Raw genomic sequence first — 24668 nt, forward strand, 5'->3', positions numbered from 1 at the left:
CATGGGAGCACTTCAGCTGGCCCGCGGGCCGCTCACCGAGGACGAGCTGGACGCGTGGTACGCCCTGCCCGAGGACCACCCGGCCGACACGGCCTGGGTGCGGGGCAGCTTCATCGCGACGCTGGACGGCCGGGCCACCGGCCCGGACGGCCGCAGCGGTGGGCTCAACGAGGGCTCGGAGGGTGATCACGCCGCCTTCGAGGCGGGGCGCCGCTGGGCAGAGGCGGTCGTGGTCGGTGCCGGCACCGCGCGGGCGGAGGGCTACGCGCCGCTCGAGGGGTGTCTGCTGGTCGTGGTGACGCGGTCCGGCGACGTGCCGGCGTCGCTGCGCGACCACCCGGACGTCCTGGTGGTCGGCGGCGACGGCGAGGACGTCGGTCCCGAGCGTGTCCTGGCGGCGATACGTGACCGCGGGCTCCACCGGGTCGTGGTCGAGGGTGGCTCGGCCCTCTTCGGCCCGTGGGTCGCGGCCGGAGCGGTCGACGAGCTGTGCGTCACGGTCCGGCCGGTGCTCGCCGGTGGCGAGGCTCCCTCGCTGGTGCCCGCGGACGTGCAGCTCCCCCAGCTGGTCGGCGAGGCCACCCACCTCATCGAGTGGGACGGCGACCTGCTCCTGCGGACCCGGCTGCGCTGACGGCGCCCGGCCGGTCTGCCAGACTGCGGCGATGGGCACGAAGGCGAAGAAGAAGAAGCAGAAGAAGAAGGACGAGGCCAAGGCCGCGCAGCTCAAGGCCACGTCGGGCAAGGCCGCGAAGGGCGCCAAGGGCAAGAAGGCCGCCAAGGGCCAGAAAGGCGCGAAGGCCCGACCGAGCGCAGCTCCGCGCAGCAGGCGACGGCGACGTCATACACCGACGCCCTGCGCGCCGGCGACGGCTTCGTGCTCGCCGACCTCGACCCGCGCTCGACCCCGGCCTTCGGGGGGACAAGCAGGCGGGCAAGGAGGCGCTGGCCGCCGCCGACGACGAGCTCGACACGCTGCAGGAGCAGCTGTATGCCGAGTCCAAGGCGGGTGGCCGCAAGCGGGTCCTGCTCGTGGTGCAGGGGATGGACACCGCGGGCAAGGGCGGCATCATGCGGCACGTCGTCGGCGCCGTGGACCCGCAGGGCGTCGAGCTCACCGCCTTCAAGGCGCCCACCGCGGAGGAGAAGGAGCACCCCTTCCTGTGGCGCATCCGCAAGGCGCTGCCCGGCCCCGGGATGATCGGGGTCTTCGACCGCTCCCACTACGAGGACGTGCTCATCGTCCGGGTGCACGACCTGGTGCCGCCGAGCCAGTGGAAGCGGCGCTACGCCACGATCAACCGCTTCGAGCAGGGCCTGGTCGACGACGACGTCACCGTCATCAAGGTCATGCTGCACATCAGCGCCGACGAGCAGAAGGAGCGGCTTGCCGAGCGGCTGGAGCGCCCGGACAAGCACTGGAAGTTCAACCCCGGCGACCTGGACGAGCGCGCCTACTGGGACGACTACCAGGAGGCCTACCAGGCGCTGCTCGAGCGCTGCAGCACGGACGCGGCGCCGTGGTTCGTCGTCCCCGCCGACCGCAAGTGGTATGCCCGGCTCGCCGTCCAGCAGCTGCTCCTGGAGCACCTGCGCGGGCTCGACCTCGCCTGGCCGGAGGCAGACTTCGACGTCGCGGAGCAGACCGAGCGGCTCGCCGACCTCTGAGACCTGCCGTTCTGGACATCGGTTTCTGGGGGACCAGGCCCCAGAAAGCCATGTCCAGATCGTCAGCCGTCGGCGAGCCCGGGCCGCGGCGTGGCCTGGAGCACGACGACCGCGCGCGCCGGCATCTGCCGCGTGCCGCCGGTCTCCCACGGCACGTCGTCGAGGTCGTCGCCGCTGGTGTCGACGACGACCTGCCAGGTCGGGGTGTTCATCCCGTCCGGCACGGTGAAGTCGACCGGCTCGTGGTGGCCGTTGAAGAGGAGGAGGAAGTGGTCGTCGGTGACCGGCCGGCCCCGCTCGTCCCGCTCGCTGATGGCCTCGCCGTTGAGGAAGACCATGACCGCCTGCTCGCGGCTGTGCCACCGCTCCTCGGTCATGATCTCGCCGCCGGGGGAGTACCACTGGATGTCGCCGAGCTCGCTCTGCCCGCCGTGCTCCGCATCGCCGGCGTAGAACCGGCGGCGTCCGAAGGCGGGGTGCTCGCGGCGCAGCGCGATGAGCCGTGAGGTGAAGTCGAGCAGCTCGGCCTGGCGCGGGTCGAGGTCCCAGTCCATCCAGGCGATCTCGTTGTCCTGCGCGTAGACGTTGTTGTTGCCGTGCTGGGTGCGGCCCATCTCGTCACCGTGCGCCAGCATCGGCACGCCCTGGCTCAGCATGAGGGTGGCGAGGAAGTTCTTCTGCTGCCGCAGCCGCAGCGCGCAGACCTCCGGGTCGTCGGTCGGGCCCTCCACCCCGCTGTTCCAGGAGCGGTTGTGGTCCTCGCCGTCGGCGCCGCCCTCGCCGTTGGCCTCGTTGTGCTTCTCGTTGTAGGACACGAGGTCGGCGAGCGTGAACCCGTCGTGCGCGACGACGAAGTTGATCGAGGCATATGGGCGGCGGCCGCTCTGCTCGTAGAGGTCGCTGGAGCCGGTGATGCGCGAGGCGAACTCGCCCATCGTCGCCGGGGCGCCCCGCCAGTAGTCGCGCACGGTGTCGCGGTACTTGCCGTTCCACTCGGTCCACAGCGGCGGGAAGTTGCCCACCTGGTAGCCGCCGTCACCGAGGTCCCACGGCTCGGCGATGAGCTTGACCTGGGAGATGATCGGGTCCTGCTGGACGATGTCGAAGAAGGCGGAGAGCTTGTCGACCTCGTGGAACTGCCGGGCGAGCGTCGCCGCGAGGTCGAAGCGGAAGCCGTCCACGTGCATCTCGGTGACCCAGTAGCGCAGGCTGTCCATGATGAGCTGCAGCACGTGCGGGGAGCGCATGAGCAGGCTGTTGCCGGTGCCCGTCGTGTCGTAGTAGTGCGCCTTGTCGTAGTCGACGAGCCGGTAGTAGCTGGCGTTGTCGATGCCGCGGAAGGACAGCGTCGGGCCCAGGTGGTTGCCCTCGGCGGTGTGGTTGTAGACGACGTCGAGGATGACCTCGATGCCGGCCTCGTGCAGCGTCTTGACCATCGACTTGAACTCGGTGACCTGCTGGCCGCGGTGACCGTAGGCGGAGTAGCCGTTGTGCGGCGCGAGGAAGCCGATCGTGTTGTAGCCCCAGTAGTTGGACAACCCCTTGTCCTGCAGGTGCGGGTCGTCGACGAACTGGTGCACCGGCAGCAGCTCCACGGCGGTGACCCCGAGGCTGGTCAGGTGCTCGACCACGGCCGGGTGCGCGACCCCCGCATACGTCCCGCGGATCTCCGGGGGCACCTCCGGGTGGTTCATCGTCAGACCCTTGACGTGCGCCTCGTAGATGACGCTGTCGTGGTAGGCGTGACGGGGCGGCCGGTCGTGGCCCCAGTCGAAGAACGGGTTGACCACGACCGAGGTCATCGTGTGCAGGGCGGAGTCGTCGGTGTTGTATGAGGTCGGGTCGCCGAAGTCGTAGGCGAACAGTCCCTGGTGGCCGCGGATCTGGCCGGCGATCGCCTTGGCGTAGGGGTCCAGCAGCAGCTTGTGCGGGTTGAAACGGTGGCCCTCTGAGGGCTCGTAGGGACCGTGCACCCGGAAGCCGTAGCGCTGGCCCGGCTGGCAGTTGGGGATGTAGCCGTGCCACACGTGCGCGTCGACCTCGGTGAGGGGGACCGTGGTCTCGATCGCGCGGTCGTTGATGAGGCAGAGGTCGACAGCGGTCGCGTGCTCGGAGAAGAGCGCGAAGTTCGTGCCGGTGCCGTCGAAGGTCGCGCCGAGCGGGTAGGCCGATCCGGGCCAGAGTTCCATCGGGTGGTCGGGCCTTTCAGTGGGGTTCAGGGGAAGGCTGACCGCGGTGTCACCAACATCTCAGTGTATGCCGTGGGCCGGCCGCCGAGGGCCTCGGCACCTCCCCGGCACGTCGCGCCGGTGCAGCGCCCGGCCGGGGCTACCGTCGACGGTGTGACCGCGGCCCCCACCTTCCGGCGCGGCCTGCGCCGGGTGCTGGCACCGGTCCCGGGGGCGGTGCCGCTGGTCCGGCTGACGGCCGAGACCGCGGTGGTCGCCTTCCGCTACCGGGCGACCGGGCTCGCCGCCGAGGCGGCCTTCTTCACTCTGCTCTCGCTGCCGCCGCTGCTGGTCGCGCTCGTCGCCGAGGCGGGCTCGGAGTGGGTTCACGCTGCCGCTGCTGCTCATCGGATCGGGCTATCTCCTGCGCCGGGTGCCCGAGCGCGTGGACGTGCTCGTCGAGCTCTACTGGCCGCTGGTGGGGGTGCTCGGGATCATGAGCCTCACCGGCCTCTTCCACGTGGCCACCCCGGCCCGCGGGCCGTTCTGGCGCGACCTGCCCGGGGCGCTGCTGACCGTCGTGCTCTGGGTGGTGAGCTCGATCCTCATCCGCCGCTGGGCCGAGCTCGCGGCGGGCGGCTTCTCGGTCTTCGGCCCGCTGACCGCGCCGATCATCCTCATGGTCTACCTCTACTTCCTTTCCTTCGCCGTCCTCGTCGGCGCCTCGCTCAACGCGGGGATCCGCCGCCTGTGGCCGCCGCCGGAGTACCGCGGTCCCATGGCGCGGGTCAACGAGTGGTGGGAGGAGCGCCGTGCGCACCGCGAGCTGCGCCGCGCCGAGCGGGAGGCGCTGGCCGCCCGGAGCCGGGAGTCGGAGGAGGACGAGGAGCTGCGTCTGGCGGTGACGGACGGCATACCGGGGCCCCGCTGAGCCGCCGCAGGACGCGCCGTGCGGGTGATTTGGAAACGTCCGCCGCCGTCGGCTAGTGTTTTCTCTCGCGCCGCTGGAAGCAGCGGAGCAGGCGGATGTAGCTCAGTTGGTAGAGCGCAACCTTGCCAAGGTTGAGGTCGCCGGTTCGAGCCCGGTCATCCGCTCTGAGGCACCACCACCAGATGCCTCACGGTGGAGTGGCCGAGAGGCGAGGCAGCGGCCTGCAAAGCCGTATACACGGGTTCGAATCCCGTCTCCACCTCGCACTCGCGGGTCCACCGCGCAGGGACGATTGGCGCAGCGGTAGCGCGCTTCCTTGACACGGAAGAGGTCACTGGTTCGATCCCAGTATCGTCCACCAATAAGCCCCTGACCAGCAGGTATGCCGGTCGGGGGCTTTGGTGTTCCCGGCGCGCCGATCGACGCGTCGGCGCCATGCGCGAGGCTGTCCCACGGCCCCGTCCACCGCACCGAACCGAGGAGATCCGTTGGGCCATCCGCACCCTGAGCTGGGCGCCCCGCCCTCCCTGCCCCGCAACGGCCTGAGGGTGGTGGCGCTCGGCGGCCTGGGCGAGGTCGGCCGCAACATGGCCGTGCTGGAGCACCGCGGCAAGCTGCTGATCATCGACTGCGGCGTGCTCTTCCCCGAGGAGCACCAGCCCGGTGTCGACGTGATCCTGCCCGACTTCACCTTCCTCCAGGACCGGTGGCAGGACGTCGTCGGCGTCGTCCTCACCCATGGTCACGAGGACCACATCGGAGGGGTGCCCTACCTGCTCAAGGAGCGGGGGGACATCCCCGTCGTCGGCTCGCGCCTCACCCTGGCCTTCGTGAGCGCCAAGCTCAAGGAGCACCGGATCAAGCCCCGGACCACCCAGGTCGCCGAGGGTGACCGGCTCAGCCTGGGTCCTTTCGACTGCGAGTTCGTCGCGGTCAACCACTCCATCCCCGACGGGCTGGCCGTCATGGTCCGCACCGCGGCCGGGTCGGTGCTGCATACCGGGGACTTCAAGATGGACCAGTTCCCCCTGGACGACCGCATCACCGACCTGCGCGCCTTCGCCCGTCTGGGCGAGGAGGGCGTGGACCTGTTCATGGTCGACTCCACCAACGCCGAGGTGCCCGGCTTCACCACCGCGGAGAAGGACCTGTCCCCGGCCATCGACACCGTGTTCCGCACGGCGCCGGGGCGGATCGTGGTCTCCAGCTTCGCCAGCCACGTCCACCGCATCCAGCAGGTCATCGACGCCGCCGCGGCACACCGGCGCAAGGTCGCCTTCGTCGGCCGCTCGATGGTGCGCAACATGAAGATCGCCCAGGACCTGGGATACCTCGAGGTGCCGCGCGGGCTGGTCGTGGACGTCAAGGAGCTCGACAACCTCCCGCCCGAGAAGGTCACGCTCGTCTCCACCGGCTCCCAGGGCGAGCCGATGGCCGCGCTGTCGCGGATGGCCAACCGCGACCACCAGATCCGTATCGGCGAGGGCGACACCGTGCTGCTGGCCAGCTCGCTGATCCCCGGCAACGAGAACGCCGTCTCCCGCATCATCAACGGCCTGACCCGCTGGGGCGCGAAGGTCGTCCACCAGGGCAACGCCAAGGTGCACGTCTCCGGCCACGCCAGCGCCGGCGAGCTCGTCTACTGCTACAACATCATCCGGCCGCGCAACGTCATGCCGGTCCACGGTGAGTGGCGACACCTGCGCGCCAACGCCGACCTGGCCATCGCCACCGGGATGGACCCGGACCACGTCGTCGTCGTCGACGACGGCATGGTCGTGGACCTGGTCCAGGGGCGGGCCACCGTCAGCGGCAAGGTCCGCGCCGGCTACGTCTACGTCTCGGCGGGCAACGTCGGCGACGTCACCGAGGACGAGCTGCGCGACCGGCTCACCCTCAGCCAGCAGGGCACCGTGACCGTCGTCGCCCTCGTCGACGCCGACACGGGCAGGCTCACCGAGGCGCCGGACTTCCTGGCACGCGGTCTGGGCACCGACGAGCGCATGTTCGACGCCTCGGTCCCCGCGATCGAGAAGGCGCTCGCCGAGGCCGCCTCCCAGGGGATCGGGGACGTCCACGAGCTCGAGCAGCGGATCGCGCGGGCCGTCTCGCGGTGGGCGTTCCGCACGCACCGTCGCAACCCGTTGGTGGTGCCGGTGGTCATCGACGCCTGAGGGGCCTCTCCCTGCTCGTCCTGCGACCGTGGCAGACCGCGGCACCCGCCGCGCCACCCGTGGGGGACGCACCCGCTCACCCCGTGACGCCTCGGACGACCCGCACGCCTGTTGGCACCGACGCGAGCAGGGGGAGGGCGATGACGGTGCAGCTGAGCGCAGCCACGGTGACGGGATGGACGACGGGAGCGGTCGCACCCAGCAGGCCGATGCTGACTCCCAGGACTCCCGGCAGGACCGTCACGGCGCCGATGAGCCAGGCCGCGGTCCCCGTGGCGAGGGACTCGAGGAGCACCATGGCCACGAGCTGCCGAGGGGTCGCACCCGTGCGGTGGAGCAGGGCCAGCTCACGGCGACGGCCGGCCGTCGTGAGCACCAGGGTGTTGGCCGCCCCGAGCGCCACGAACGCCAGCAGCATGAGCAGCAGCCACGTCCCCAGGCGTTGCTGAGCCGTCCCTGGCGCGGTCGACGTCGCGACGACGTCCTCGGTGGTCGCCACCGGCAGGTCCAGGGCCTCGATCTCGGCGGCGAGGCGCTCGGTGCTGGTCGGCCCGCCCGACGGTCCGCCGACGAGGAGGGTCGTCGGTTGCTCCGGTGCGCCGTGGTCCCGGGCGGTGGACCCACCGATGAGGTACGGGCCCAGGCCCAGCCCCCGGTCGAAGACCGCGACGACCCGGAACGTGTGCTCACCGTCGGGAAGGCGCACCTGCAGGTCCTCGCCGACGCGGGCGCCGGTCTCGAGCGCGGCGTCGGAGCTGACCGCGATCGTGTTCGGGGCGGAGCGACACCAGCGACCCGTCGGACACCCCGGGGTCCAGCAAGGAGGCGGGCGCGTCCGGGGAGACCACGCGCATGGTCACCGTCTCCCAGGCCAGTCCGGCGAGGTCCTCGTCGTCGGTCCGGACCTGGGCCGGGGTGCTGGACAGCACCGTGGTCTCGTGGACGCCCGACATCGCGGCGACGCGCTCGGCGGTGCCCGCGGGCAGCGGCGACCCTGCGCCGACGACCAGGTCTCCGCCGAGCGAGGCGGCGAGCTGACGGTGGGCGGCCCGCTCCACGGCGGTGTCCGTGCTCGTCTGGATGACGCCCGTCGACATGACGAGGGCGAGCGGCACGACGACCGCTGCGAGCCGTCGCGAGAAGCCCCGCAGGTTGTCCATGGCCAGCTGCGTCGGTGGATGCCGGTGGCCTCCCAGCAGGGGCGTCAGGGCGTCGACGGACCAGGCCACGAGAGCCGGGCCGGCGAGGGCGGCGGCGCCGAGGAGGAGGAGGGCCGACGAGGCCGCCACCGCGCTGCCGATCACCCCGGGGAGGACGAGGGGCGTGAAGGCCGTGGCCAGCCCGAGTGCCGCGGTGCCGATCGCAGCGATCCGACGTCCCGTTCCGAGCGGGCCCTCCTCGACGGCGGAGTCGCGGACGGCGGAGGTCGCGGTCTGGCGGAGGGTCTCGCGCGCCGCCAGCCATCCCGCGGCCAGTGCGGTGGGCAGGAGCACCACCACGGCGCCGAGGACCGGCAGCGGCGAGAGAGCCGGCCGCGAACCCGGCACCAGCAGCCCGGCGTCCACGAGGACAGGAGTCAGAGCCTGGGCGAGCGCCAGCCCGGGCAGGGCTCCGAGGGGCACGGCCAGCAGGCCGACCTGGAGGGTCTCCCTGGCGATGATGCCCCGCACCTGTGCGCGGGTCGCCCCGACGGCACGCAGGAGGGCGAACTCCGGTCGGCGCCGGCGCAGGGCCAGGGACACGGTCGTGGCCACGACGACGAGGACCACGACGAGCGCGGTTCCCGCGAAGGAGGAGGCGAGGATGGTGAGCTGGGCTCCGGCGAGCGCCCCGGGCGACAGCGGGTCGCCCGTGCCGGCGCGGACGCCGGTCTCGAGGAGGACGCCCGTGAGCGTGAGCAGGGTGGCGGCGAGTCCGAGGGCGAGAGCGGTGCCGATGAGCCCGCCGCGATGCGCGCGGGCGCCGGCCCTGGCGAGGGTCCACATGGCGCTCACCGGCCGATCGCGAGGAGGCGGGAGGTGACCTGCTCGGCACTGGCGCCGGTCTCGTCGTGGACGACCAGGCCGTCGGCGAGGTACAGCACCCGGTCCGCGGTCGCCGCGACCTGGGCGTCGTGGGTGACGATGACGACCGTCTGGTCGAACCGGCGCGCGGTGGCAGCGAGCAGGCCGAGGACGTGGGCCCCGGTGCGGGAGTCCAGGGCGCCGGTGGGCTCGTCGGCGAACACGACGGCGGGACGGGCCACGAGGGCCCGGGCGATGGCCACCCGTTGTGCCTGTCCACCGGACAGCTCACCAGGGCGCCGCCCCACGAGGTCGGCGAGCCCCAGGGCGTCGACGAGCTGGCCGATCCAGTCCGGGTCGGCCTCCCGGCCGGCGAGGACGAGGGGGAGACCGATGTTGTTCAGCACGCTCAGGTGGGGGATGAGGTTGTAGGACTGGAACACGAACCCGATGTGCTCCCGGCGGTACCGGGTGAGGTCGTCGGCGGAGAGGCCGGTGGTGTCGTGGCCGCCGATGACGACCCGTCCGGAGGTCGGCACGTCGAGGCCGGCGGCGACGTGGAGGAGGGTGGACTTGCCTGACCCGGACTGGCCCACGACGGAGGTCATGGTGCCCGACGCGAGGTCGAGGGTGACCCCGCGCAGGGCAGCCACGGGTCTGGCGCCGCCCGGATAGGTCTTGTGCACGTCGACGAGACGAAGCGCTGTGGAGGTGGTGACGTCGTACGGAAGGGTGGGCATGGCGGTGATGGCTCCTGGTCGAGGGGGATCGGTCACCATCGACGGTAGGGAGCGGGGGAGGGCGGGACGAGCCGCTAAGGATGGAACCGCGGGGGTTCATCCTTTGGATGGAGGGCCGGCCGGTCCGGGGTGCCGCCCACGGTGACGAGCCCGGTCTGGTAGGCCCAGACCACCGCCTGGAGGCGCGAGGTGACACCGAGCTTGGGCATCATCCGGGCGAGGTGGGACTTCACGGTGGAGATCTCCAGGACGAGGGTGCGAGCGATCTCCTCGTTGGACAGGCCCTCGGCCAGCAGCAGGAGGATGTCGGTCTCACGGGGGTGAGGACGTCGCTGGCCCGCGCCGCGGTGACGGGGAGGGTGCGTCGGCGTCCACTCAGCTCGCCGATGACGCGGCGGGTCAGACCGTCGGTGATGGTGCCGTGCCCGGCGGCGACCGAGCGGACGGCCGCGATGACCTCGTCCGGCTCCGCGTCCTTGAGGAGGAAGCCGGAGGCGCCCGCGTCGAGCGCCCCGAAGAGGTGCTCGTCGGTGTCGAAGGTCGTGAGGATGAGGACGGGGATGGGGGGCGAGGCGTCGGGTCCGGCGAGCTCCCGGGTGGCGGCGACGCCGTCGAGACGGGGCATCCGGATGTCGAGGCACACGACGTCCGGATGCTCGGTCCGCGCCCGCTCCACCGCCTCGACGCCGTCGGCCACGGCTGCGACGACGTCGATGTCCGGCTCGGAGGAGAGCAGCGCCGAGAGACCGGCCCGCACCAGGGGCTCGTCGTCGGCCACGAGGATGCGGATCATCCTCCGTGCCCCGGGTCCGGGTGGTCGGTGCCGGCCTGCGCACCGGGAAGGGACAGGTCGACGCACCACCCACCGTCCTCGGTGGGGCCGTAGGAGAGGTGGGCACCCGTGAGGCTGGCACGCTCCCGCATACCCACGAGACCGTAGCCCGTGCCCGGCGATGTCGGAGCGTCAGCCGGAGCCGGGTGGTTGACCACGCGGACGCGGGTCGTCCGTGCGTCCCGGGTGTCGAGGACGACCTCGCACCGCGCGCCGGGGGCGTGCCGGGCGGCGTTGGCCAGCGCCTCCTGCACGGTCCGGTAGGCGCCGAACTGAGCGAGCGGACCCGACCGGCCGTCGAGGACGTCGCCGGGCCCGGGTCCGAGCACGGTGAGCTCGACGTCGGTGCCGGCTCGCCGCGCGCCCTCGACGAGGGCCGGGAGGGAGGAGAGGGTCTCCGGGGCGGTGGCGCCCGTCGGGCCGCCGTCCTCCCGCAGCAGGGTCACGAGGCTGCGGAGGTCGCGCAGCATGGCCTTGCTCTGGTGCCGCACCTGCTCGACGGCCCGCTTCGCGCCCTCCGGATCGGTGTCGATCTGGCGGCCCAGGGCACCGGTCATGACGGTGATCCCGGAGAGATGGTGTGCGGCGATGTCGTGCAGCTCACGAGCGGTCGCCGTCCGTTCCCGTGCGACGGCGACCTGCACCAGGGCGTCGTGCTCGCGGACGACGGCCTGGGCCTGCTCCGCTCGGGCGGTGACGACGTCGCGGCGGGCCCGGACGAACACGGCGGTGGCCAGGGGGAGGCCCACCGTCCCGACCCCCTGCACCACCGACGAGCCCAGGACCGCGAGGACGGCGCCGGCCTCGCTCCAGGACACGAACGCCTGGGCCGAGCCCACGAGGAACGCCGCGGCAGCGGCTGCCGGCAGCGCCCGGACCACCCCCATGAGCAGGACGGCGGCGAACGCCGCGACGATGACCGCCACGGAGGTGACCCCGGTGCCCGCGTCCATTCCCGCGAGCGCCGCCGCCGGGGCGCCGGCGGCGACGAGCACCAGGACGGACCGGGGGGCCCGTCGCCGCCGCAGCAGGACGAGCGCTGGACCGACACGAGTGCGAGTCCCGCCCACCAGGCCGCGCCTGCCACCGCCGGGAGCGAGTCGGCGGAGGCCGGCTCGCCCGCAGCGAGGAGCGGGAGGCAGAGCAGCACCGTCACGCTGAGGCCCCAGGAACCTGCGGCGACGAGGGCGTCGACGGTGCGGACCGGGTGCCTCGTCATCTCAGCGCATCCCTCCCCGGCGGGGGCGCGCCCGGGGCATCGACCGCCACCAGAGTGTCGTCGTCACGACCTCCAGGGTAGGGGACGACGGTCCGGGGAGACCGGACGGCGCCGGCACCTGCAGGCCGACGCACCCGCGCCGCATCACCCCTCGCGCCGTCGATGGCGGGCCAGACCGGCTTCGCGCCACCGGGGCACGACGCGCACGGCCAGGATCGCGGCACCGGGGAGCGTGGAGAGCAGCGCGAGGATCCCGTAGCCGATGGAGACGGTGACCCCGGTGCCCATGTCGAGCCCCCGCACCATGAAGATCCACCCCGCGGCGGCCTCACGCGTCCCCCACCCGCCGACCGTGACGGGGACCGACATCGCCGCGACGGACACGGTGGCGAGCCCCGGTGCCAGGGACACCTCCACGTCGGGTGCCACGACGACGACGGCCAGCACGAACATCCCGACGAAGGCGGCCCACCCGGCGACCGACAGCAGCAGGACGAGGGCGAGGTCCCGCAGCGGCAGCACCCGCAGCCACCTCCAGGCCACGGCCGCGGTGACGACGCCGCCGGCCAGGCAGGCGACCCCGACCAGCGGGACCGGGCCCAGCAGGGCCACCGCCGCCGCGACCAGCACCACCGTGGTCCCCACCAGGCGCTCGGCGGCGACGGCGGCGAAACCGCTGGCCAGCGCGCGCCGGCCGTCCGGCGCCTCGGCGTCGCTGCTGTCGTCGGCCGCACGGAGCGCGTCGCCGGCGACTCCTCCGGGCAGCACGCTGTTGAGGAAGGCGGCCTGCCAGCAGCGGGCGACGGCCGGACCCACGGGGAGGGAGATCTGGAGGTGCCGGGCGACGAGCCGCCAGCGCAGCGCCTGGAGCACCACGCCGGCCGCCCCCAGGCCGAGGCCGGCCACGACCGCCCACCAGGGCAGGGCACGGGCCGCGGAGGTGAAGGGGCTGAGCCCCCACTGCGTGACGACGAGGCCGAGCAGGCCCAGGGTGAGCCCGACCTGCAGCGTCGCACCGACCACGAGGCGGACGCGCCGGGGCCGTGGCCGGCTGGCGACCAGGGTGTCGCTCACCGGCTCCGCGGCGCCGCCCCGGCGCCCTCGTCGACGGGCTCGGGCGGCAGGCTCAGCAGGTCGAGGTGGCCGACGCGCGCCCGGAGCGAGCCGGCCTCGAGCTGGAGCGACCGCTCCTCGAGCCACCCCTGCACCACGGGAGCGAGCCCGGGGTCGTGCTCCACCGCCACCGCGGCGCGGTCGTGGAGATACCGGCGCAGGAGCGGCTCGTTCTCGGTGCCCAGGAGCCAGTCCGTCGCCCGCAGCTCCACGCGGGCGCCGCGACGGCGCAGGGCGCGGGCCATCACCTCCGCGGCGTCCGGCCCGGGCCGACCCTCCCTCCGCTGGTGCGCGTCGAAGGCGGTCGTGACGACCGCGTCGGCGGGGTGGCCCGGCGTGAGCACGACCTCGCCCGTGACGGTGAGGCTCAGCAGTGCAGCCGCTCCGGGCGCCGCGTCCGGTGCGACCACGTGGGCGAGCGTCTCGATCTCTGCCGCGGACAGCAGGTCGAGCAGGGCTGCGCACGCGAGCAGGGCCGTGCCGTCCTGCGGGACCAGGGAGGGCAGGTCCTCCACGGTCGCGACGGCGCGCTCGGTCGTGATGCGGTCGTCGGCCCCGGTCGAGGTCTCGTGCTCGAGCAGGTCGGCGTCGTGGTCGACCAGGACCCACCGCTGGTGTCCGGGCAGGCGCGGTGCGAGCCAGGCCTGGTTGGAACCGGTGCCGGCCCCCACGTCGACCACCACGAGCTCGTCGACCCCGCGGGCGCGCAGGTGGTGGGTCAGCAGCTCCAGCAGGTCGAGGGCGTCCTCGCGGGCGCGGTGGTCGGCGCGGCGTCGCAGCGCCAGCCAGTCGGCCGGGACGGGACGGGCTACCACCGCAGAGCCCGGGTGAAGTCCGTCGCGGTCGTGGCCCACCCACGGAGTCTATCCCGGTGGGCCGACGCGCCCGCCCGCCAGGCGCGCCTCAGGCCCTGGTCGTCGAGCCACCGGGCCAGGGCCGTGGACCAGGCCTGCGGGTCGGCTCCGTCGACCGTGGCTCCGGCCGGGGGCAGACCGTCGCGCTCGCCCGACCCGTGCAGCGCCTCGACGGCCCCCGTCCGCGCAGGGACCAGCGCCGGTATGCCGTGCGCCAGCGCCTCGGTCACCACCATCCCGTAGGTCTCGGCGCGGGAGGGCAGGGTCAGGAGGTCGGTGGCGCCCCAGATCTCCTCGAGGTCCTCGCCGCGGCACGGGCCCAGCGCCCGGACGCGGCCCTCGAGCTCGGCCGAGCGCTCCCGTACCGTCGCGACGTAGCCCTCGTCCGGGCCCTGAGGCCGACGAGGGAGGCGGTCCAGGGGCGGTCCATCAGCGTCCGCAGCGCGTCGAGCAGGACGAGCGGGTTCTTGCGGGCGGTGACCGCGCCGAGGAGGAGCAGGTGCGGGGGAGTGCTCCCGGCCGCCGGCGGCGCCAGGTCCACGCCGGGAGGCACGGAGCGCACCCCGGCGAGCCCGTAGCGGCGCAGCAGGTCGTCCCGGGCCCAGTCGCTGGTCGCCACCACCGTGCCCGCGGCGTGCAGCGCGGCCCGCTCCGTCTCCTCCAGAAGTCGGCGCTCCGGAGCGCTCGTGCCGCCCTCGGCGGGCAGCGGCAGGTGCACCAGCACCGCGACCCGGACGCCGTGCGCACGGGCCCACGCGAGCTCCTCGGGTGCGGCCGACCCGATGATCCCGTCGACCACCACGTCGGTATACCGTCCCAGCGCCTCGCGCAGCGCCGACCGGTCAGGCTCGGCCGGTCGGGGCCACGCCCCGGGCAGTCGCTCGACCGCCACCGCGAGCCCTCGGGCGTCGAGCTCGCGGACGACCCGGTCGTTGTAGTGGTTGCCCCCGCTGGGCCCGGCGAGGTCTCCGGGCAGGATCAGCGCCCGCGACGGACCCCGCTCACGAGCGGAGGTCGAGGTCATACGTCACCCAGGCCTGCGGATGCTCGCGCACGACGACCCCGATGCCGTCGATGGCGGGGTCGGCGCGGTCGGCCAGCGCGTGCGCGACGTGGGCCGCGACGGCCTCGGTCGTGCTGAGCCGGCCGGCGAACGCGGGGTGCTCGTCGAGGTTCTGGTAGCGCAGCGGGTCGAGCACCGCGGCGAGGTGGCCGCCCGCCTCGCCGATGTCCACCACCACCCCGTGCTCGTCCAGCTCGCGTCGGCGCCAGGTGGCCTCGACGACCAGGGTGGCGCCGTGCAGCCCCTGGGCCGGCCCGAAGAACGGGTCGGGCAGGCTGTGGGCGATCATGACGTGGTCGCTGACGGTCAGTCCGAACATCGTGCTCCTCGTGGGTCAGGGGTGTCGGGCGGGGGCGTCGGTCTCGGGGTCCTGCGCGTCGGGGTAGGACAGGACGACGCACCCGGAGAGGTCGTCGTCGTGCTCCAGCTCCTCGAGCGCTGCGGGCATGGCCGGGAAGGGTCTGACCCCGGCGAGGAGGGTCTCGAACGCGGGGTCGGACAGCAGGTCGAGGGCCGTGGCGAGCCGGGCCGCCGGGTCCCGCCGGTGGCGGCGGGCGTCACCGACCCTCGAGACCTGGCTGGCGACCAGCCGCAGCCGGCGGGAGTGGAAGTCCTCGCCGAGCGGCACCTGCGGTGCGGGGGAGCCGAACCACGACAGCTCGACCACGTCGGCGTCGTCCCCGGCGAGGGCGAGCGCCAGCGCGAGGCCCGGCTCGCTGGCCGAGGCGTGGAAGACCAGGTCGCAGTCGTCCAGCGCCTCCTCCGGCGGCACCGCGTCCAGGCCCGCGTCGACCAGCTCCCGGCGCCGGGTGGCGTCGGCCTCCACCACCTGGAGACGGCTCAGCGGGAAGCGGCGCAGGAGCAGGGCGAGGGCTCCGCCGATGAGCCCGGCGCCCACGACGGCCACGCGGTCGCCCACGCAGGCGGGGCGTCCCAGAGGGCGTTGAGCGCCGTCTCGGTCGGGCCGGCGAGGACCGCGCGGGACGAGGGCACGTCGTCCGGGACCCGGGTGAGGGCCGACACGGGCACGACATACCGGTCCTGGTGCGGGTGCAGGCAGAACACCCGCACCCCGACCCACGCGCGCGGGCCGCGCTCGACCACCCCGACGGAGAGGTAGCCGTACTTCACCGGGAAGGGGAAGCCTCCTTCCTGGAAGGGCGCCCGCATCCGGTCGACCTGCGAGTCGGGCACGCCGCCGCGGCGCACGAGCAGCTCGGTGCCGCGGCTGATGCCGCTGAACGACGCCCGCACGAGGGCCTCGTCCGGGCCCGGCTCCGGCAGCTGCTCCCGGCGCAGCTCGCCCCGACCCGGCGCGGTGGCCCAGTAGGCCAGGGCCGTCCCGGCTCCGCCGCTCACCCGCGCGCCTCGAGGTCGACGACGTCGCGCGCGAACGAGGCCGTGAGCGCTGCCAGGGCGACGGCGGTGCCCGCTGCGGCGAAGGGGGCGGGCACGACCGGCACGAGGGCGACCCACAGGGCGATGCCCTGGACGGCCGCGACGGTCCGTCGCGCCAGGCTCGGGGTCAGCTCTCCCCGCAGGGCCGGCCGCACCCAGGAGGCGAGCACGAAGAGGTAGCGCATGGCGCCGATCGCCACGACCCACCAGCCCAGCGTCACGGCCGCCAGCACCGACAGCACGAGGAGCAGGGCCGCGTCGGACTCCATGTCCAGCCGAGCCCCGGCCGCGCTCGCGGTCCCGGTCGCGCGGGCGAGCCACCCGTCGACCGCGTCCAGCAGCAGCGCGGCGCCGACGACCAGGGCGACGGCCCAGGTGCGGGCCGGCAGCTGGCCGGCGAGGACGAGCACGGTCGCGGTCCCGACCACACCCGTCAGCGCGACCCGGGCGAGGGTGACCACGTCCGGCGGGCTCACCGCCGCGGGACGACGCCGCACCAGCGCCCCGGTGGCCACGACCGGCACCACCAGGCCGGCGGCCACCGCGAGCACCCCCACACCGACACCGGGCCCCACCCGGGTGACCACCCCCACGCACAGGGCCAGGGGGAGGAGGACGACGGCCGAGCCGACCACCCCGCCGCCGCGGAGCCGCGTGGCGGGCGCCTGCGCCGACATCAGCTGGCGTCCGGGACGTCGGCGGCCAGCGCCGAGGGCACGGCGCCCCGGCGCCGCAGGTCCAGCTCGGTGACCATGTCGTCGCCGAGCTGGTAGCGGCGCGCGGGCGGGCGCAGGGCGTCCGAGAGCAGGTCCTCGCCGGCGACGCGCAGCCCCGGTACGCCGTCCCCGATGAGCACGGGTGCGGTGGTGAGGTAGAGCCGGTCCACGGTTCCGGCCCGGACGAAGGCCGACACCAGCCGCCCACCACCCTCGACGAGCACCCGGTGGAGACCGCGCGAGGCGAGCAGGTCGAGCACGGCTCGGGGCTCCATCGGCCCGTCGTCGGGCCAGCGGAGCACCTCGACGTGCTCACCCACCGGGCCGAGGGGGGTGTCGCCCCCGAGGACCCACAGCGTCGGCGCCGCGCCGTCGGTGAGCACCGAGGCGTCGGCCGGGGTCACGCCGCGCGGGTCCAGCACGACGCGGACGGGGTTCGACCCGCGCACCGCTCGGACCGTGAGGCGGGGGTCGTCGCAGGCCACGGTGGCCGCGCCCACGACGACCGCGTCCACGAGGGCGCGCAGCCGGTGGAGGTGCTCCCGGTCCTGCTCGCCGGTGACGAACGCGGCGTCGCCGGTGCGGCTGGCGATGAAGCCGTCGAGGCTCTGGCCGAGCTGGGCCAGGACGAGGGGGCCGCCGGCCCGGTTGAGGTGGCCGTAGCGGTGTCCGAGCTCACCGGACGCCGGGATCCGCCCGGCGAGCAGCTGCTCCCACTCGTCCTGGTCCGCCTCGTCGTGCCCCATCCGCGTCCGCTTGGTGGCCAGGTAGAAGGCGTTCTCCTCGCGGTCCGGGACGACGAGCGGCACCCGCTCCACGACCTCGATCCCGAGAGCGCTGAGCGCCAGCTCCTTGGCCGGGTTGGACGACAGCAGCCGGACGCGTCGCATCCCGAGGTCGAGCAGCATCGCGGCGCAGTGGTCGTAGGTGCGGGCGTCCGCGGGGTGCCCGAGGGCGAGGTTGGCGTCGACGGTGTCGACCCCCCGGTCCTGGAGGGCGTAGGCCCGCAGCTTCTCGCCGAGGCCGATCGCCCGGCCCTCGTGCCCGCGGGCGTAGACGACGGCGCCCCGGCCGGTTCGGGCGAGGAGGTGCAGCGCCTGCTGGAGCTGCTCGCCGCAGTCGCAGCGGCGGGACCCGAGGGCGTCCCCGGTGAGGCACTCGGAGTGCACCCGCACGAGGGGCGGCGGGAGGTCCGGGCCGTCGTCGTCGGTGACCCCGAGGCTGAGGACGACGTGGTCCATCCCCGTGTCGTCGCGGTATGCCGTCATCCGGAAGGTCGCGTGGTCGGTCGGGAGCCGGGTGTCAGCCACCCGTTCGACCCGCCGCGGTGCCGTTCTCGCCTGCTCAGCCATCCTCCACATTATGGTCGTGACCGGCGATCTTCTCCTGCGGAGAGGCGATCCGCGTGTCGACGATGAGTGCTGGAGGTGAGACAGGTGACAGGCTGGGTCCGTCGGACCTCCGAGGGTCGGAGCCGCAGGGAGCCTGCGCCGGTGGCGGTCACCGACGAGGTCGAGTCGCTCGCGGGCAGGGCCGTGGGCGGGGTGTCCGACGCCTGGGCGGTGCTCGGCGTGCGCCTCGTCCGGCGGCTGTGGGTCCCCTGCCTCGTCCTCGGGGTGGCGTGGGTGGTGTGGACCGGGACCACGCAGGACGTGAGCGAGCTGCGCCTCGCCACGGTGCAGGAGATCGTGGGGGCGCTGCTGAGCCCGTTCGTGGGGTGGTCCTGGCCCTGGGCCTGCGGGTGGCCTCGACGGTGCTGGGGGTGGTCGCGGCCCTGCCCGTCGTCCGCACGGACCTGCGACGCGCGCGTCGCCGGATGGCCACGGGGGTGGTGCACGTCGTCTCGGTGGCCATCGGGCTGCGCTGGCTGCGGACGACGACCGCCGCGCGGGACGTGGCGCTGTCGCGACTGCGTCCCCCGGTCGCCCGCACGATGCTCCTCCTCGACCGGGTCGAGACCGCCCTGGTCCCGGTCGCCGTGCTGGTCCTGCTGGTGGTCGTCGCTGTGGCGTCCGGCTGAACGCCCGTCCTACCGCGGGGACACGAGGGCGTCGACCCCGTCCACCGCACCCGCCGCGCCGGCGGCGAGCAGCTCGTGGCGTCGGCCCTCCTCCTCGGCCACCCCGACGACGGCCACGCCCGCCGCACGGCCCGCCTGCACGTCGGTCACCGAGTCCCCCAGGAACACCGACTCCTCGGGGCGATCCGGTCAGCCCCAGCGCCCGCACCAGGAGGTCCGGCCGCGGCTTGAGGTCGGCCACCTGCCCCGCCGACCGGCCCACGACATGCAGGCGCGCGGTGACGCCGTGGCGGGCGCGGTCCAGCACGCCCGCCACGACGGCGGGGGTGTTGTTGGTGACCACGGCGACGGAGGCACCTCGACCCAGGGTGTGCTCGACGAGAGCCACCGCCCCGGTCCGGGCAGACACCCGGGCGGCGGCCTCCAGCTCGAGCTCGGTGACGAGGGCCTCGAGGGGCTCCAGCAGCCGGGGCGAGTGGTCGCCGACCAGCCTCAGGCACTGCACGTGGTCCGCCTCGCCCTCGAGCCGCTGCGCCAGCTCGGGCCCGCCGAGCCTGCGTGCCTCCGCCCGCAGCCGGTCGCCCAGCTCGGCCCACCGGGCCCCGGGGAAGAGTCGGGCGAGGGGCCCGTCGAAGTCGACGAGCAGGGTCCGGGCGTCCTCGACGAGGCGGCGGGCGGTCTCCACCGACCGAGCCTACCCAGGGCCCGGTCACCGACCGGCCCGGGCGGGGTCGCCCGCACACCGGTCGACACCGCCCCGGGCGGTGCCCCCGCTGCTACCGTCGTCGGGTGGCTGCGGCGCCAGGGGACGGCCCGCCGTCGGGTGCTCGCCTCCTGACGGGGCCCTTCCTCGCCCTGGTCCTCGCCGAGCTGGCGTACTTCGTGGGCATCGGCGCGCTCATCCCCCTCGTCCCGGTCTACGCGGCCGACCGTCTGGGGGCCGGCCCCCTCGTGGTGGGCCTCACGGTCGCCACCTTCAGCCTCACCGCGCTGGTGCTGCGACCGGCCGCCGGCCGGGTGGTGGACCGGTGGGGACCCCGGCGTCCCTTCGTCGGGGCCTCGCTGCTCCTGGCGGTCGTGCTGGTCGCGCACACCCAGGCCGGCAGCGTGCCCGTGCTGCTGCTGCTCCGCGCGCTCACCGGGGTCGCCGAGGCGGTCGTCTTCGTCGCCGGCATGGCGGCCCTGCTCCACGTCGCGCCGCCGCGGCGCCGCGGTGAGGCGCTCAGCTACAGCTCGCTGTCGCTCTTCGTCGGCATCGCGCTGGGCCCCGCGCTCGGTGAGCGGCTGGTGGATCTCGGCGGCTACCGCACCGCCTGGCTCGGCGTCGCCGCCCTGGGCGTGCTGGCCGCCGCCGTCGGCACGGCGCTGCCGGGCGCTCGGCCGGGGGAGCCGCCGGACGGCGCCGCGCCGCTCTTCCCCCGCGCGGTGCGGCTGCCCGGGCTGGCGTTCGTGGTCGGGGTGGTGGGGTCGGCGGGATTTCTCGCCTTCGCGGCCCTGCGCGCCCGGGAGGTCGGTCTCGACGGGGCCGCGTGGCCGCTGGCGCTCTACGGCGGCGTCGTCGTGGCCGGCCGCCTGCTCCTGGCCCGCCTCACCGACCGGTATGCCGCGACGCGGCTCTCCGCGGCCGCCCTGGTCCTCAGCGGGGCGGGGCTCGTGCTGCTCGGCCTCGCGGGAGGCGCGGGGGCCTTCGGTGCCGGGACCGTCGTGCTGGCCCTCGGGGCCGTCCTGCTCACCCCGGCCTTCTTCCGGCTGCTCACCGAGCGCCTTCCCGCCGGGCGGCCCGGTGCGGTCGGCGCGACCTTCGGGGTGCTCGTGGACCTCGGGCTGGGCGCCGGCCCGGTGGTCCTCGGTCTGCTGGCCCAGGGCCTGGGACTGCGCGGCGCGTTCGCGGTGCTCGGGGCCGGTGCACTCCTCGGCGTCCTGCTCCTGACCGGCGGCGGGCGAGGCACGATCGCCGCGAGGTGACCGGCGCGAGGGCCTGACGGGCCTCCGGACGTAAATTCACGCAAACCCTTGTACGGCCCCGTCGCGGTGACCTATACCTGTCACGGCACGGCAACGCAAACGTTTACGCACCTTGAGGAGAGACAATGACGTCACGGCTCCGACCACTCCGGTCCCGGAGATGGACAGCCCTCACGCTCGCGACGACGGTCGGTGTCACCGGCCTCGCACCTGCCGCCCTGGCGGTCCAGCCGGCCACGCAGGAGGCCGGAGGGACGGACCAGCAGGCGGCGGACTTCACCGCCCTGCTCGACTTCGAGACCTACACCCCCGGCCCGCTCGACGGCCAGGACGGCTGGGTGGGCTCGGCGGCCGCCTCGGTGGTGCAGGACCCGCTCAACCAGAACAACTTCGTCGGCCGGCTCAACGGACCCGGCGAGAAGACCTACCGGGAGATCCCGCCCATCGAGGAGGGTGACACCGGCACGCTGTTCTTCCGGTTCCTGCGCACGGAGACGGTCGACACCTCCTTCGGGATCACCGACGTCGACGTGCCCGGCACCTACACCGACAGCCGGGCCTACGTGAACAACCAGAACGACGACATCCTGCGCGCCCGCGACGGAGGGGCGTTCGAGTCCGTCGGCATCTGGGGCAAGGACTCCTGGCAGTGCGTGTGGATCGTCGCCGACAACGACGCCGACGAGGTCGCCGTCTACAGCCAGGGCGGCCCCTACGAGGAGCAGACCCGCCTGCCCGACGGCGCCGAGGAGCAGTTCGACTTCCGCGCGCCGGTCTCCGGGGCCCTGGACCGGTTCTTCTGGATCAACGGCTCGCGCAGCCCGGGTGACCTCTACCTCGACGACGTGGGCATCGACACCGCGGGGGAGAACCTCGCCATCCCGAGCGGCAACCCCGCCGACTGCGAGGCCGGGGAGGTCCCCGAGCAGCCGCTGCTGAACCCGCTGCCCGACCCCGAGCCCTCCGTCCTCGGCATCGAGGTGGAGGAGCTCGTCCAGCTCCCGGAGTCCTCGACGACCCCGGCGGCCAGCGACCAGCGGCTCATCCGGCACAACCGCATCACGCACCTGGACGAGGTGCCGGACGGCTCCGGCCGGCTGGCGATCCCGGACATGAACGAGATGCTCTACATGGTGGACAAGGAGACGGGGGACTACACCCCCTACCTCAACGTCCGCGACCAGTTCGTCGACAACTTCCACAACCACGCGGGGCTCGGCACCGGCTTCGGTTTCGTCGAGCACCACCCGGAGTATGCCGAGAACGGCATCTTCTACACCGTGCACACCGAGGCGGGCAGCGCGCTCACCGAGGACGAGCCGGACTTCCCCGCCTTCGGGGGTACCGGCTACCACAGCGTCGTCACCGAGTGGACCGCCGACGACCCCGCGGCCGAGGTCTTCTCCGGCACGAGCCGCGAGCTGATGCGGGTGCCGTTCGCGGGCCGCGTGCACACCCTGCAGCAGATCGCCTTCAACCCGACCGTGAGCCCCGGCGACCCCGACTACGGGATGCTCTACATCCTCTCCGGGGACGGCGGCAACGGCGTCGGCAACGACAACCCGCAGGACCTGGCGACGCCGCACGGCAAGATCTTCCGGATCGACCCGATGGGTGACGACAGCAGCAACGGGCAGTACGGCATACCCGCCGACAACCCGTTCGTGGACACCGAGGGAGCCCTCGGCGAGATCTACGCCGTGGGCCTGCGCGACCCGCACCGCATCAGCTGGGACCCCGAGGGCGAGAACACGATGTACCTCGGGCACATCGGCGAGTGGCAGGTCGAGTCGGTGTATGCCGTCGAGCCGGGCGACAACTTCGGCTGGTCCGACCGCGAGGGACCGTTCGTGGCGCAGAACCGGCAGATCTTCCCGCTGCCCGAGGACGACGCCGAGCAGTTCGACTTCACCTACCCGGTGGCGGCCTACGACCACAACCGCGACCCCGGGCAGACCGGTGACGCGGGCGTGGCGCTGAACGGCGGCTTCGTCTACCGCGGCGAGATCGAGGAGCTGCAGGGCAGGTACCTCTTCACGGACCTGGTCCGGGGCTGGGTGCTCGCCACCGAGGAGGACGAGATGGTCCGGAACGACGGGGACCCCGAGGACCTCGCCGAGATCGAGCAGCTCACGGTCTTCGCCGACGGCGAGGAGACCACCTTCGCCGAGCTCGTCGGTGACAGCCGGGTCGACCTCCGGTTCGGCTCGGACGCCGACGGCGAGCTCTACCTCGTCTCCAAGGCCGACGGCCGGGTCTGGGAGGTGACCGGCGCCCGTGAGGACGTCGTGTCCTCGCCCTACGTCCTGGAGGACCTCGCCGCGGACGTCGTGGCCCGCTACGACTTCGACCACCCGGTCGAGGGCGACGCCACGAAGGAGGCCGATCAGGGCCTGTCCGGCACCGACATCGACCTCGTCAACGGCGGCGTGGAGATGCGGGTCGCGGACGCGGCATACCCCGGTGCGGGTGAGGCGCTGCAGACGCAGCAGCTGAGCCCTGACCAGGCGTCCAACGACGACTGGAAGGCCGGCGTCTACGACGCCGACGGCGTCCGGAGCCTGTCCCGCTTCGCCGGGGCCGAGGAGACCACGGTCATGGGCTGGTTCAAGCCCACGGGTGAGCTGCCGGCACCGAACACCAACACCACCGACCCGGACGACCGCTACAACGCGATCGGCCTGGCGGGCGTGCTCTCGGGCGACTCCGACGGGCACGGCGTGCGCGCGCTGCTGGAGGTCATCGACGTGGGCGGCGAGCAGAAGCTCGTGGCCCTCGGCCGCCGGGTCGACGGGGCGAGCTCGTGGACCTACGCCGCCGACCTGCCCTGGGACGAGATCCTCGAGCAGGGCGAGTGGGTCCACCTCGCGGCGACCTTCGACTTCGTCGAGGGCGAGATGGCGCTCTACATGAACGGCGAGCCGCTCGAGGGCGACTACACCGCGGCCAACCGCTGGGGCTCGGGTGCCACGTCCGACACCGACCCCGCCGGCATCAAGATCGGTGGCAGCTTCCCCCAGGACACGCAGGAGCGGAACCCCTGCGACTGCCGGATGGACGACCTGATGTTCCTCGACGCGGTGCCGACCGCGGAGCAGATGGCCGCGCAGTACGCGTTGTTCGAGGTCCCGGAGGAGCAGCCGGTGTTCGACCCGGGCTGCACCCCCGGCGACACGGTGGTCACCGATGTCATGGACGCCTCGAGCTGGGCGCCGCGGACCCCGGAGAAGTGGGAGTTCCCGGTGACGCGGTGGTGCTGGCCGAGGCCGGTGACAACCCGAACGACGGCATCCGCCGGCCGTTCGAGTACGCCGTGTCACCGAGGGCCCCGAGCTGGGCTCCCTGGTGATGGACGCGCAGGTGCGCCTGGACGAGCCGGTGTCGGTGAACAACCGCGACGTCATCCTCGTCTTCGGCTACCAGTCGGACACGGAGTACTACTACGCGCACCTGTCGCAGGACAACACCATCTACGCGCACAACGGCATCTTCAAGGTGGACGGCGCCGACCGGGAGCGGATCGACGACCAGTGGGACGGCACCATCGGTGCCCCGCCCGCGGTCACCGACGACGCCTGGCACGACGTGCGCCTGGTGCACTGCGCGGACACCGGTCGGATCGCGGTCTACCTCGACGGTCTGGGCACCCCCCTGCTGACCGCCACGGACGACACCTTCGGCTCCGGTCGGGTCGGCTTCGGCTCCTTCGACAACGTGGGCCGGATCCGCGGCGTCACCGTCACCGGTGACAGCGCCGAGGTCCCGGTGGTGCAGCCGAGCGTCACCATCACCGGTGGCGGCGGA

At 73.7% G+C, this 24668-nt stretch carries 24 protein-coding genes, 3 tRNA genes and 1 pseudogene; 11 read left to right on the forward strand and 17 right to left on the reverse strand.

Features of this window, described 5'->3' with window-relative positions; translation table 11 throughout:
* The first annotated feature begins 1 nt into the window (after nt 1).
* Nucleotides 2-634, forward strand: a complete 633-nt coding sequence (locus FU792_RS07115) for a dihydrofolate reductase family protein (RefSeq protein ID WP_149814656.1) — start codon at nt 2-4, stop codon at nt 632-634.
* 31 nt (nt 635-665) lie between these two features.
* Nucleotides 666-1668 (forward strand): annotated as a pseudogene (locus FU792_RS07120) (polyphosphate kinase 2 family protein).
* Nucleotides 1669-1730: 62 nt separating this feature from the next.
* Here FU792_RS07120 and glgX read toward each other — a convergent pair.
* A complete protein-coding gene (gene glgX, locus FU792_RS07125) occupies nt 1731-3857 on the reverse strand; it encodes a glycogen debranching protein GlgX (RefSeq protein ID WP_022923817.1) in 2127 nt (708 codons plus the stop codon).
* A 412-nt stretch (nt 3858-4269) separates the two neighbouring features.
* Here glgX and FU792_RS07130 point away from each other — a divergent pair, with 412 nt between their 5' ends.
* The 5 genes from FU792_RS07130 to FU792_RS07150 all read left to right on the forward strand — a co-directional run bounded on the left by FU792_RS07130 (nt 4270) and on the right by FU792_RS07150 (nt 6941).
* Nucleotides 4270-4767, forward strand: a complete 498-nt coding sequence (locus FU792_RS07130; RefSeq protein WP_052327725.1) for a YihY/virulence factor BrkB family protein — start codon at nt 4270-4272, stop codon at nt 4765-4767.
* A 91-nt stretch (nt 4768-4858) separates the two neighbouring features.
* Nucleotides 4859-4931 (forward strand) — tRNA-Gly (locus FU792_RS07135).
* A 27-nt stretch (nt 4932-4958) separates the two neighbouring features.
* Nucleotides 4959-5029, forward strand: a tRNA-Cys gene (locus FU792_RS07140).
* Between the two features lie 24 nt (nt 5030-5053).
* Nucleotides 5054-5128 (forward strand) — tRNA-Val (locus FU792_RS07145).
* 127 nt (nt 5129-5255) lie between these two features.
* Nucleotides 5256-6941 (forward strand): ribonuclease J, encoded by a 1686-nt coding sequence (locus FU792_RS07150; protein ID WP_022923819.1) that lies wholly within the window; start codon nt 5256-5258, stop codon nt 6939-6941.
* Between the two features lie 76 nt (nt 6942-7017).
* Here the strand turns inward: FU792_RS07150 and FU792_RS07155 are convergent, their stop codons facing one another.
* The 15 genes from FU792_RS07155 to ribA form a co-directional block, all read right to left on the reverse strand.
* Entirely contained in the window at nt 7018-7647 is a 630-nt protein-coding gene (locus tag FU792_RS07155; protein ID WP_149814657.1) for an FtsX-like permease family protein, read from the reverse strand.
* Nucleotides 7628-8926 carry an ABC transporter permease gene (locus FU792_RS07160; protein ID WP_238706084.1) on the reverse strand — a complete coding sequence of 433 codons (1299 nt, stop codon included), beginning with the start codon at nt 8924-8926 and terminating at the stop codon, nt 7628-7630. The genes FU792_RS07155 and FU792_RS07160 overlap by 20 nt, the downstream gene beginning before the upstream one ends.
* 5 nt (nt 8927-8931) lie before the next feature.
* Nucleotides 8932-9684 carry an ABC transporter ATP-binding protein gene (locus FU792_RS07165; RefSeq protein WP_022923821.1) on the reverse strand — a complete coding sequence of 251 codons (753 nt, stop codon included), beginning with the start codon at nt 9682-9684 and terminating at the stop codon, nt 8932-8934.
* Between the two features lie 74 nt (nt 9685-9758).
* Nucleotides 9759-9989 carry a response regulator transcription factor gene (locus tag FU792_RS18815; RefSeq protein WP_338101183.1) on the reverse strand — a complete coding sequence of 77 codons (231 nt, stop codon included), beginning with the start codon at nt 9987-9989 and terminating at the stop codon, nt 9759-9761.
* The gene (locus FU792_RS07170; protein ID WP_338101171.1) at nt 9914-10477 is read right to left on the reverse strand and encodes a response regulator; all 564 of its coding nucleotides are present in this window, start codon (nt 10475-10477) and stop codon (nt 9914-9916) included. Before FU792_RS07170 ends, FU792_RS18815 begins: the two co-directional genes overlap by 76 nt.
* Nucleotides 10474-11586 carry a sensor histidine kinase gene (locus tag FU792_RS07175; RefSeq protein ID WP_149814660.1) on the reverse strand — a complete coding sequence of 371 codons (1113 nt, stop codon included), beginning with the start codon at nt 11584-11586 and terminating at the stop codon, nt 10474-10476. Before FU792_RS07175 ends, FU792_RS07170 begins: the two co-directional genes overlap by 4 nt.
* 293 nt (nt 11587-11879) lie before the next feature.
* Nucleotides 11880-12809 (reverse strand): lysylphosphatidylglycerol synthase domain-containing protein, encoded by a 930-nt coding sequence (locus tag FU792_RS07180; protein ID WP_022923824.1) that lies wholly within the window; start codon nt 12807-12809, stop codon nt 11880-11882.
* Complete coding sequence (locus FU792_RS07185; RefSeq protein ID WP_149814661.1) at nt 12806-13702, reverse strand: class I SAM-dependent methyltransferase; 897 nt, start codon at nt 13700-13702, stop codon at nt 12806-12808. Before FU792_RS07185 ends, FU792_RS07180 begins: the two co-directional genes overlap by 4 nt.
* Nucleotides 13657-14025, reverse strand: coding sequence for a glycosyltransferase (locus FU792_RS17020; RefSeq protein WP_238706085.1), 369 nt, complete (start codon nt 14023-14025; stop codon nt 13657-13659). The genes FU792_RS07185 and FU792_RS17020 overlap by 46 nt, the downstream gene beginning before the upstream one ends.
* Nucleotides 13968-14726 carry a glycosyltransferase gene (locus FU792_RS07195; protein WP_149814662.1) on the reverse strand — a complete coding sequence of 253 codons (759 nt, stop codon included), beginning with the start codon at nt 14724-14726 and terminating at the stop codon, nt 13968-13970. The genes FU792_RS17020 and FU792_RS07195 overlap by 58 nt, the downstream gene beginning before the upstream one ends.
* Nucleotides 14704-15084, reverse strand: a complete 381-nt coding sequence (locus FU792_RS07200; protein WP_022923827.1) for a 6-pyruvoyl trahydropterin synthase family protein — start codon at nt 15082-15084, stop codon at nt 14704-14706. Before FU792_RS07200 ends, FU792_RS07195 begins: the two co-directional genes overlap by 23 nt.
* A gap of 15 nt (nt 15085-15099) precedes the next feature.
* Nucleotides 15100-15684: an MDR/zinc-dependent alcohol dehydrogenase-like family protein gene (locus FU792_RS18820; RefSeq protein ID WP_238706111.1), complete on the reverse strand. Its 585-nt coding sequence runs from the start codon at nt 15682-15684 to the stop codon at nt 15100-15102.
* Nucleotides 15606-16124: an MDR/zinc-dependent alcohol dehydrogenase-like family protein gene (locus FU792_RS18825; protein ID WP_238706074.1), complete on the reverse strand. Its 519-nt coding sequence runs from the start codon at nt 16122-16124 to the stop codon at nt 15606-15608. Before FU792_RS18825 ends, FU792_RS18820 begins: the two co-directional genes overlap by 79 nt.
* Entirely contained in the window at nt 16121-16840 is a 720-nt protein-coding gene (locus tag FU792_RS07210; protein WP_022923829.1) for a CDP-alcohol phosphatidyltransferase family protein, read from the reverse strand. Before FU792_RS07210 ends, FU792_RS18825 begins: the two co-directional genes overlap by 4 nt.
* Nucleotides 16840-18231 carry a GTP cyclohydrolase II gene (gene ribA, locus FU792_RS18470; protein WP_033418486.1) on the reverse strand — a complete coding sequence of 464 codons (1392 nt, stop codon included), beginning with the start codon at nt 18229-18231 and terminating at the stop codon, nt 16840-16842. The genes FU792_RS07210 and ribA overlap by 1 nt, the downstream gene beginning before the upstream one ends.
* Before the next feature lie 365 nt (nt 18232-18596).
* On the opposite strand from ribA, the gene FU792_RS07220 reads away from it, so the two are divergent.
* Nucleotides 18597-18899, forward strand: a complete 303-nt coding sequence (locus FU792_RS07220) for a hypothetical protein (protein WP_149814663.1) — start codon at nt 18597-18599, stop codon at nt 18897-18899.
* Between the two features lie 9 nt (nt 18900-18908).
* Here FU792_RS07220 and FU792_RS07225 read toward each other — a convergent pair whose 3' ends face one another.
* Nucleotides 18909-19067 carry an HAD hydrolase-like protein gene (locus FU792_RS07225; protein ID WP_149814664.1) on the reverse strand — a complete coding sequence of 53 codons (159 nt, stop codon included), beginning with the start codon at nt 19065-19067 and terminating at the stop codon, nt 18909-18911.
* Nucleotides 19068-19164: 97 nt separating this feature from the next.
* Between FU792_RS07225 and FU792_RS16740 the strand changes: the two genes are divergently transcribed.
* The 3 genes from FU792_RS16740 to FU792_RS07235 all read left to right on the forward strand — a co-directional run bounded on the left by FU792_RS16740 (nt 19165) and on the right by FU792_RS07235 (nt 24613).
* Entirely contained in the window at nt 19165-19737 is a 573-nt protein-coding gene (locus tag FU792_RS16740) for a hypothetical protein (protein WP_161600218.1), read from the forward strand.
* Nucleotides 19689-20864, forward strand: coding sequence for an MFS transporter (locus FU792_RS07230; RefSeq protein ID WP_022923832.1), 1176 nt, complete (start codon nt 19689-19691; stop codon nt 20862-20864). The genes FU792_RS16740 and FU792_RS07230 overlap by 49 nt, the downstream gene beginning before the upstream one ends.
* A 125-nt stretch (nt 20865-20989) precedes the next feature.
* Complete coding sequence (locus tag FU792_RS07235; protein WP_168714889.1) at nt 20990-24613, forward strand: PQQ-dependent sugar dehydrogenase; 3624 nt, start codon at nt 20990-20992, stop codon at nt 24611-24613.
* Nucleotides 24614-24668 lie beyond the last annotated feature (55 nt).

Origin of the sequence: Serinicoccus marinus DSM 15273, assembly GCF_008386315.1 — a bacterium.
Lineage (GTDB): Bacteria > Actinomycetota > Actinomycetes > Actinomycetales > Dermatophilaceae > Ornithinicoccus > Ornithinicoccus marinus.

Excerpts from the sequence above, each read along its gene's own strand:
- FU792_RS07165 (WP_022923821.1), bottom strand. The coding sequence starts at position 9,684 with ATGCCCACCCTTCCGTACGACGTCACCACCTCCACAGCGCTTCGTCTC.
- FU792_RS07115 (WP_149814656.1), top strand. The coding sequence starts at position 2 with ATGGGAGCACTTCAGCTGGCCCGCGGGCCGCTCACCGAGGACGAGCTG.
- ribA (WP_033418486.1), bottom strand. The coding sequence starts at position 18,231 with ATGGCTGAGCAGGCGAGAACGGCACCGCGGCGGGTCGAACGGGTGGCT.
- glgX (WP_022923817.1), bottom strand. The coding sequence starts at position 3,857 with ATGGAACTCTGGCCCGGATCGGCCTACCCGCTCGGCGCGACCTTCGAC.
- FU792_RS07160 (WP_238706084.1), bottom strand. The coding sequence starts at position 8,926 with ATGTGGACCCTCGCCAGGGCCGGCGCCCGCGCGCATCGCGGCGGGCTC.
- FU792_RS07210 (WP_022923829.1), bottom strand. The coding sequence starts at position 16,840 with ATGTCGGCGCAGGCGCCCGCCACGCGGCTCCGCGGCGGCGGGGTGGTC.
- FU792_RS07200 (WP_022923827.1), bottom strand. The coding sequence starts at position 15,084 with ATGTTCGGACTGACCGTCAGCGACCACGTCATGATCGCCCACAGCCTG.
- FU792_RS07235 (WP_168714889.1), top strand. The coding sequence starts at position 20,990 with ATGACGTCACGGCTCCGACCACTCCGGTCCCGGAGATGGACAGCCCTC.
- FU792_RS07170 (WP_338101171.1), bottom strand. The coding sequence starts at position 10,477 with ATGATCCGCATCCTCGTGGCCGACGACGAGCCCCTGGTGCGGGCCGGT.
- FU792_RS16740 (WP_161600218.1), top strand. The coding sequence starts at position 19,165 with ATGCAGGCGCGCGGTGACGCCGTGGCGGGCGCGGTCCAGCACGCCCGC.
- FU792_RS07195 (WP_149814662.1), bottom strand. The coding sequence starts at position 14,726 with ATGACCTCGACCTCCGCTCGTGAGCGGGGTCCGTCGCGGGCGCTGATC.